Here is a 7369-nt window from a genome sequence, read left to right on the forward strand (position 1 = left end):
CCGGCCAGAAGGCGGGCCGATTCGTCGTCCGGCGCTTTGGCCGCAAGGGCGGCGCGCCGGCGCTGGAGAGCATCAAGCGCAGCGCATGATCGTGCGTGCCGATCGCCAATCGCGCGTCGGCCAAATGGGCACGCTGCCATGACACGACCGGCGGCGAACCAAATCCCGCTAAAACTGTGTCACGCCCTCTCGTGCGCGCCAAAGTGAAAGCCACTGCCGCAGCAGTGTCCGGATGTTCTTGTCGTAGACATAATGCGCGAATGCCGAGACCGCGATGATGACGATGGATGTTCCCAGAATGAACGGCAAGCCGTGCTCGTTCCACGAGGCCCCGGTCACAGATTCGACCACGGCGTTCGAAAGGCGGATGAGCGGCGTGTGAAGAACATAGATGGCGTAGGAGATATTGCCGGAGAAGAGCGCAACCCAGCGCCAAAACCCGGATAGCCGCAAACGGGAGGCCACGAGAACGAGCCAGGGCCAGACCAGGACTATTATCGCCAGACTGTACAATTGCACATGTTCGACGGGTCTGAAGATCATGAGCACGCCGCACAGCGTCAGGAGAAACGGCATATAAAGATTGCCATCCCGACTCTTCCCGGTCGCATATCGGTTGAGAAAGACCCCGAGAAAGAATGAGAACGCGATCCGGGCGGGAGCCGCGATCGTGTCGTCCCAATGGGCGCCGCCCCCAAGGACGAAACCCTGCCAAGCCAGAAGCACCAGGGCCAGGAACGCAACACCGACAATGAGTGCAAGTGAACGAGCAGCCAGCCTTACGGCCAGCGCGGCAAAAACAGCGTTGGCGACGAGTTCATAAAATAGCGACCACGCTGGGCCATTCAGCGGGAAAAGCACGTCGGGAAATGTCGAGAGCGACGGCGGCGTGGGTAAAAAAAGAACGGAAAACCCAAGACTTGCGAGCAAATCCAGCCGCGAATACGAACTGAGCCCGCGCGTTGCGATGATTGCACCCACGCCGATCACAGCCAGGCCGACCGCGGCAAAATATAGCGGGTAGAGCCTGAGAAGACGGATCTCCGCGAACTCCCAAAATGACATGCCCTTTCGGAACTTGTCGTCGTAGGCGTGGGCGATCACGAAGCCGCTCAACAGAAAAAACAGGTCGACGGCGAGGAACCCGGACGGCGCCAGATCATATCGCCGGCCCGTGAATTCGGTGAAGTGGCCTAGCATCACCAAAACAGCAGCGATGCCCCGGAGGCCATGCAGAGCGTCGAAGTGGGCCGTTTCCGCCCTTGATTCTGGCGTTTTGGTCATCCCGTATCCGTTACTTTGCCCATCTACGCACGGATTGCTGCAACGCACAAGAACGTTTTGCGACGCACACTCAACCCACATCCAGGAGCCCCACATGGCCATTGCAGAAGGCTCGATCAGCCGCGCCCGCGATATCCTTTCCCGCCAGTCCGAGCTCGAGAGCGAGCGCGGCCAGTATGAGGCCGTGTGGGAGCAGGTGGCGGAGTTCTGCGACCCCGACGCGCCCGATATATGGAGCGGCCGCCGCGGCGTTGGGCCGGACTCGCAGGCAGAGCGGCAGGAGCGGCGCGGTGCGCGCGTCTATGCCAACACCATCAACTCGGCCGCCAACCGGCTTGCCGCGGGGCTCGAAAGCCTGATCATTCCGCAGTCGGAAAAATGGCATGGGCTGTCGACTGCCGCCATGAACGACGACGAGACCGACGAGGAGAAGGAATGGGCGGAAGGTTTGCGCGATTTCCTGTTTGCGCTGCGCTACTCCGCCAATTCGAATTTCGTGCCGGCCACGCAAGCCTGCCTGCGCAACGTCGTGCGCTACGGTCCGGCCTATCTCTATGCCGAGGAAGGGTTCGGCGCCACGCTGATCCGCTACGCCTCGATCCCCGTGGTCGAGGGCTATCTCAGCCGCAACCGCTGGGGTCAGGTCGATATTTTCCATCGCCGCTACGAGCGCACCGCGCGGCAGGCCGCACAGCTGCTCGGCTACGAAAAGCTGCCGGCGCGCATCAAAGTGCTGGTCGACGATCCGGCCAAATGCGAGACGAAGATCTCGCTGATCCAGTGCATCCAGCCGCGCGACGAGCGCAAGTTGTACAGGCTGGGCGGTCAGTACCAATATCTCGACACGGCGTTTGCCTCCTACCACGTCATTGAGGACGAGGAGGAGATCGTGCGGGAAAGCGGCTTTCGCACCTTCCCGGTGTCGACGTTCAACTGGCGCCGCTACGAGGGCGACCCCTATGGCATCTCGCCGACCATAGAAGCACTGACGACCGTGCGCGAGGAAAACGCGGTGCGCCGCTCCGGCCTGCGCGCGCTGCAGCAGATCACCGATCCGGCCACCGCCTCGAAGGCCCGGCTCGACTATGTGCCGGTTCTCAATCCAGGCGAGAATTATCCGGGCCTGATCGACGACAATGGCCGGCCGCTGATCGCGCCTATCTCGACCGGGCAGAACCCGACCTATGCCTTCAATTACGCGCAGAGCCGCGCCGACGAGATTCGCGACATGATGTTCGTCAACCTGTTCCAGACGCTGGTGCAGAACCCGCAGATGACGGCGACCGAAGCGCTGATCAGGCAAGAAGAGAAGGGCGCGCTGCTCGGGCCGTCCGGCTCGATCATCCAGGCCGGCTTCGCCACCAATCTCGACCGCGAGCTTGGCATTCTCGAAGACAAGGGGCTGTACGACGAGGACAGCCGCTTCCTGCCGCCGGAAAGCCTGGCCGGCAAGGCGGTGCGGCCGACCTTCACCGGCCCGCTCGACGTGCTGCGCCGCTCGGCCGAGGCGCGCGACACCATCCGGGTGGTGACGACGGCCATGCAGATGGCGCAGTTCGATCCGGGCGTCATGGACAACATCGACAGCGACGAGGCGATCAAGATCGTGCAAAGCGCCGGCCGCAGCCCGCAGCGCATCTTCCGCCGCAAGGAGGAGGTGGACGAGTTGCGCGGCGCGAGAGCCAAGACCCAACAGGCGCAGGCCGGCATGGCGGCGATCGCCACCGCCGGCAAGGCCGCCAAGGATGCGGTGCCGGCGGCCGTGCAAGCACGCGACAGCGGCCTGCTTGATGGGCTGCAAGACATGCTGGGCGGCGGTGGTCAAAACGGGCAGCCCGTCGGCCCGGCGGGTAACAGCGCATGAGCCGGAAACGCTTCGCTCATGCAGGGCAGGCCGGCAGTCCTGCCAAGGCGCGGGACGCGCTGGCCAAGGCTTATCTCCGTGTGTTTTCCGGCCAGGACGGCGAGATGGTGCTGGCCGACCTCGCGGCGACCACGGGCTATTACCGGCGGCCGTCCTATGGCGAGTGGATGGCGCGCACCAGGACGCCGAACGGCTTCGAACTGCACAGCGCGCTCAGCAATGCGCGGGCCGAGGTGGTGCAGCATATCATGGGGTTCCTGACGCTGGACGACACGCAGCTGGTGGCGCTGGAGAAGGCGGCACGGGCGGAGATGTAGGCGCTGAAGCTGCGTCCCTCGCCCCGTTTACGGGGAGAGGATGCCGGCAGGCAGGTGAGGGGCGGCGCCAGCATGTCGAACCTAGCGCTGCCCGTCCTTCGGACTCCCTGCCGGGGCCTTCTGCCCGTTGAACGGGAGAAGGGGCTAGTAACGGTCGCAGCGGCTCTGCGACGCGGTCGCGCTGCCGAAGTGATCCATTGACCCACACGGGGCAGCACCGCTGCTCCAGGATTCTTTCAAAAAAGTCGATCCGACAAAACCCGCGAAGGCGGACAGCCAGCGTGCGACCCGGCCGTGCCGTGCTCGCCGGCGCGCCCTTTGTTCAAAGCCAGTTGGGCAGGAAACAGCCAATGGTCAGCATCATCCCCCTCTCCATTGCCCAGCGCCGGCTCGATACCGGCAATGCGGTGCAATACCCGCAGGGATCGCCGATCGGCGGCGCCATGCAGGGTCTTGGCGACGAGTTCTCGGCCATCGCCGCGCGCTACCAGCAGATGAAAGACCAGCAGGAGGCATTCGACGCGGAGCTGGCGCGCCGCCGGTTCAATGGCCGGATCGCGCAGGCGGAAGACGAGGTGACGGCGAATGCGCCGGCCGACGGCGCCGGCTTGCATGAGACGATGTACGGCCAGGTCGATCCACGCAGCGGCCGAGTGGTCAAGACTGGGCTGTTCGACACGCTGTTCGACGATGCCCTGCCTGGTATGCCCGAGAGCCAGCGCCCTGGTTTCGCCAGGCAGAAGGAGGCGATGCGCGCGGTTGGCGCGCGGCGCATGGCGCAGCGGCAGCTACAGCGGCGGCAGGATTATGAGCAGACCGAGGCCGACACGGCGCTCAAGACCAGCGCCATCGCCATCGGCAACGCCAACCCCGACGATCCCGTCACCTTCGAAGCAGCGCGCCAGGAAGGGCTCGACCTGATCGACAAGATGGGGCTCGACCCGGGGATCAGGCAGCAGAAGGTGAAGGACTGGTTCGGTACCGCCGCCAAGACACGGTTCGAGGCGTTGATCGCCAAGGACCCGAAGCGCGCGCTTGAGATGTTTGGTGCCGGGACGCCGGCTTCCGGCGGCGATGTCTCCGGCGATGTCGCGCAAACCGCAGGCGCCTCTGGCAGCTCAAAGATGGCTGCGGGAAAAGGTGACCGCGTTGGCAAACAGACGCCGGAAGAAATGCTGGCGCAGGCGTTTCGGGACGACCTTCCGCAACAGGAACAGGCCGCGCTGGTTCGAAAAGCAAAGGTGGCCAAGCTCACCCAGGAGGTCGAGATTCGCGCCGCCATCGGTCGCGCCGAGGCAGAGGCACCAGACGAGATCGCACGCACCGGCGCCTATTCCGGCAAGATGCCGGGCGAGGATGCCTACAAGATCATCTATGGCCGCGACGAGGGCGGCAGGCGCTGGCAAGGCTTGATATGGCAGGCCGATGTCGGGAAGCGGATTTTCGACATGGGGACCATGTCGAACCAGGAAATCCACGCCGCGCTCCGCGATTCCGATTCGGGGCCAAGCGGTCAGCAAAAAGACCAGGATCGCCGTTACGCGACCGCCATAGCGGCAAAGCTGGTCTTGGAGCGGAGACGGGCCGATTCCGGTGGTTACGTCAGCGAATTGTCTCCAGACATCTCCGCGGGCTGGAAAGCTGTGTTTGGCACTGGGCCTTCCGATCCAGAGGCTTTTGATCAAGACAATTACGACAAAACGCTGGCCTTGTCGATCGCTTCGCAAAAAGCATTGGGTATTGATGATGAAAATCTTCAGCCCGTGCCGTTCTCCATCCTCCGCAAGCTTGCCGAAGACCGCGACAGCGGAAGTATGTACTTCATGGACAACTACGCGAAGGCAAGCGAGTTGTTCGCGCGCACGAAAAACCCTGTCGCGCGAGCAGCTCTGGTCCGGGAGTTGGATGATGCCGGTCTGGGCGGGATTCTCCCCGGCGGCAAGCCGCGCCTTTCGATGGGCGAGGTGCTTCGCGCGGACGCCAAAGCGCTTGGCAAGACAGCTGCGAATGCCGGGATCGCCCTAGCCAACGCAAATGATTGGATTGCATACGGTATGTCCGGAGGAACGATCAGCCCTCCAGATTACAAGGATGCCTACTACGAGCCTTCGGACAATGTCGAGAAGGTGATGATGCGTCAGGGAAGTGACGCATTGGGCTGGGCGATACCGTGGCCCGGGGCTGGTCGAGCTGTTGAGAGCGCGGTGGGCGCTAGAGCCGCCGGGCGAGCGGACGGCCCAATCACCAGAAAGTCCTTCACAAACTCAGAGGGGGCGAATGCCTCGATCCCCGAAGCTGCTCCCGGCCATGTCGAGAAGACAAGTCCTGAGCAAGCGGCAGGCATAACGCCGAAGCCGCAGCCGACGGATTTCTCCAAGCATGATGCCGCGGTGGAGCCTCTATCGCTGACTCCGACGCCCTCTCTGGCGCTACGACGCCTAGCCCCACGCAAGGTGCTCGCCAGACGATCCGTTCGCCTCGGAAGTCAAAGCTGGACCGCAAGCTGATCGCCGCAGTGGCGCGCGAGCTATTTGCTAGAGATCCCGATCGCGTAGAACTCCCCGTCGCAAAATTTGGCGAGGCGACTACAAAAAATTACCGGAAAGAGTATGCTCGGGCGAACCCTGACGTGGATATCAAGGATTTGGTAGTCCATCATCAGGCTGAGCAGCAATTGCTCAAGAGGTTTTTAAATTTTCTATCAGAGAAAAAGCTCAATTCGGCAGAAAATCTTCGTGGTATCCCTAAGAAATTTAATGATATTCTGCATCTTGTTATCCTTAGAGCCGAAAATGACGAATTCTACGCAAATTACCCGAATCCGACAGAGCGGCAAGTTCTTGATCATCGGACAATGATGGATAAGAAGTATGGTCATCATTTCGTCCCGCCTGTCGGAAAATATAGGTGAGCAATGGATTATTACTATGTACAGCCATTTGTTGCTGGCGACTTTGGCAAAAACACGGTTCTCGACAACCGCGTTCACCCGCCGATCGTGCACAAACTGCACTATGAGATCGATGTTTGGATTGGTGATGTCCTGATAAGGAGTTTTCCTTGCTATCTTGTTACCGAAGAAGCTCAGCGGGAATTGTTGAAGATAGGTGTTTCGGGGGTGACGTTTGCCGATGTCGAGGTGACTGCCTCGGAGCTGTTCCATCGGCTGCAGCCAGAGACGAAACTTCCACCTTTCGTCTGGATGAAGATCCATGGGCAGCGGGGACATGACGACTTTGGGATGGCTCCGAACCACGAGCTTGTTGTTTCAGAACGTGCCCTGGACGTGTTTGAGCGCCTCGGCAATGAGTCAGCCGGGATTCGTTCATTCGACGAGCCGGAAATGGATTGAATGATCCTGGTGACGGCGCAGGTAATCAGGAGCGGAGATGACGAGCTCGATTCTGCCCCGGCTCGCACTGCCTCGCGAAGTTCACCGACAACAGGCTACGCCGTGGTGGAATCGGTTGCTGAAGGACCTGGGAGGATAACAGTGGGATATAGTCTAACGGAGGGACAGCTCGACGCGCCGGCTGACTCCGCGGTCGTAGATGGCCTATCCTCACGCCTGGGAGTCGCGCTGCCAAAGGATTACACCAATTTCCTCAAGGAGCATAATGGAGGTGAAGGCTTCATTGGCGATAGCTATATAATTTTTTTCAAAGCCGAAGAGTTGGTAGACTTCAATCGAGAGTATGAGGTTGAAAAATATGCGCCAGGCATCCTCTTATTCGCATCGAATGGAGGAGGTGAAGCCTATGGCTTCGACACTGAAGATGCGGCCATGCCAATCGTGCGCATCCCATTCATAGGTATGGATCGGCATTCCTGGAGCCCTTGGAGCGGCGGACCGTCTTGCCGTCTATGGCGACGACGCCTTCCGGCGCGCCCGTTAGTGACGCTA

At 61.2% G+C, this 7369-nt stretch carries 8 protein-coding genes; 6 read left to right on the forward strand and 2 right to left on the reverse strand.

The window, feature by feature from the left end:
- Positions 1 to 168: 168 nt before the first annotated feature.
- Positions 169 to 1284 (reverse strand): acyltransferase family protein, encoded by a 1116-nt coding sequence (locus NKG99_RS34965; protein WP_352873991.1) that lies wholly within the window; start codon positions 1282 to 1284, stop codon positions 169 to 171.
- Between the two features lie 94 nt (positions 1285 to 1378).
- Between NKG99_RS34965 and NKG99_RS34970 the strand changes: the two genes are divergently transcribed.
- Complete coding sequence (locus NKG99_RS34970; protein ID WP_352873992.1) at positions 1379 to 3148, forward strand: portal protein; 1770 nt, start codon at positions 1379 to 1381, stop codon at positions 3146 to 3148.
- Complete coding sequence (locus tag NKG99_RS34975; protein ID WP_352873994.1) at positions 3145 to 3465, forward strand: Bbp19 family protein; 321 nt, start codon at positions 3145 to 3147, stop codon at positions 3463 to 3465. The genes NKG99_RS34970 and NKG99_RS34975 overlap by 4 nt, the downstream gene beginning before the upstream one ends.
- A 236-nt stretch (positions 3466 to 3701) precedes the next feature.
- Here NKG99_RS34975 and NKG99_RS34980 read toward each other — a convergent pair whose 3' ends face one another.
- Complete coding sequence (locus NKG99_RS34980; RefSeq protein WP_352873996.1) at positions 3702 to 4079, reverse strand: hypothetical protein; 378 nt, start codon at positions 4077 to 4079, stop codon at positions 3702 to 3704.
- A 159-nt stretch (positions 4080 to 4238) separates the two neighbouring features.
- Here NKG99_RS34980 and NKG99_RS34985 point away from each other — a divergent pair, with 159 nt between their 5' ends.
- From NKG99_RS34985 to NKG99_RS35000, 4 genes are all read left to right on the forward strand, one after another.
- A complete protein-coding gene (locus tag NKG99_RS34985; protein ID WP_352873997.1) occupies positions 4239 to 5972 on the forward strand; it encodes a hypothetical protein in 1734 nt (577 codons plus the stop codon).
- Between the two features lie 8 nt (positions 5973 to 5980).
- Positions 5981 to 6376, forward strand: a complete 396-nt coding sequence (locus NKG99_RS34990; protein ID WP_352873999.1) for a hypothetical protein — start codon at positions 5981 to 5983, stop codon at positions 6374 to 6376.
- 3 nt (positions 6377 to 6379) lie between these two features.
- Complete coding sequence (locus tag NKG99_RS34995; RefSeq protein WP_352874000.1) at positions 6380 to 6817, forward strand: hypothetical protein; 438 nt, start codon at positions 6380 to 6382, stop codon at positions 6815 to 6817.
- A partial coding sequence (locus NKG99_RS35000) for an SMI1/KNR4 family protein (RefSeq protein WP_352874002.1) occupies positions 6818 to 7369 on the forward strand: 552 nt, incomplete at its 3' end.

The sequence above is a fragment of the Mesorhizobium sp. M1409 genome, from assembly GCF_040317535.1.
Lineage (GTDB): Bacteria > Pseudomonadota > Alphaproteobacteria > Rhizobiales > Rhizobiaceae > Mesorhizobium.

Coding starts and splice junctions, on each gene's coding strand:
- NKG99_RS34965 (WP_352873991.1), bottom strand. CDS start 1,284: ATGACCAAAACGCCAGAATCAAGGGCGGAAACGGCCCACTTCGACGCT.
- NKG99_RS34970 (WP_352873992.1), top strand. CDS start 1,379: ATGGCCATTGCAGAAGGCTCGATCAGCCGCGCCCGCGATATCCTTTCC.
- NKG99_RS34975 (WP_352873994.1), top strand. CDS start 3,145: ATGAGCCGGAAACGCTTCGCTCATGCAGGGCAGGCCGGCAGTCCTGCC.
- NKG99_RS34980 (WP_352873996.1), bottom strand. CDS start 4,079: ATGCAAGCCGGCGCCGTCGGCCGGCGCATTCGCCGTCACCTCGTCTTC.
- NKG99_RS34985 (WP_352873997.1), top strand. CDS start 4,239: ATGGCGCAGCGGCAGCTACAGCGGCGGCAGGATTATGAGCAGACCGAG.
- NKG99_RS34995 (WP_352874000.1), top strand. CDS start 6,380: ATGGATTATTACTATGTACAGCCATTTGTTGCTGGCGACTTTGGCAAA.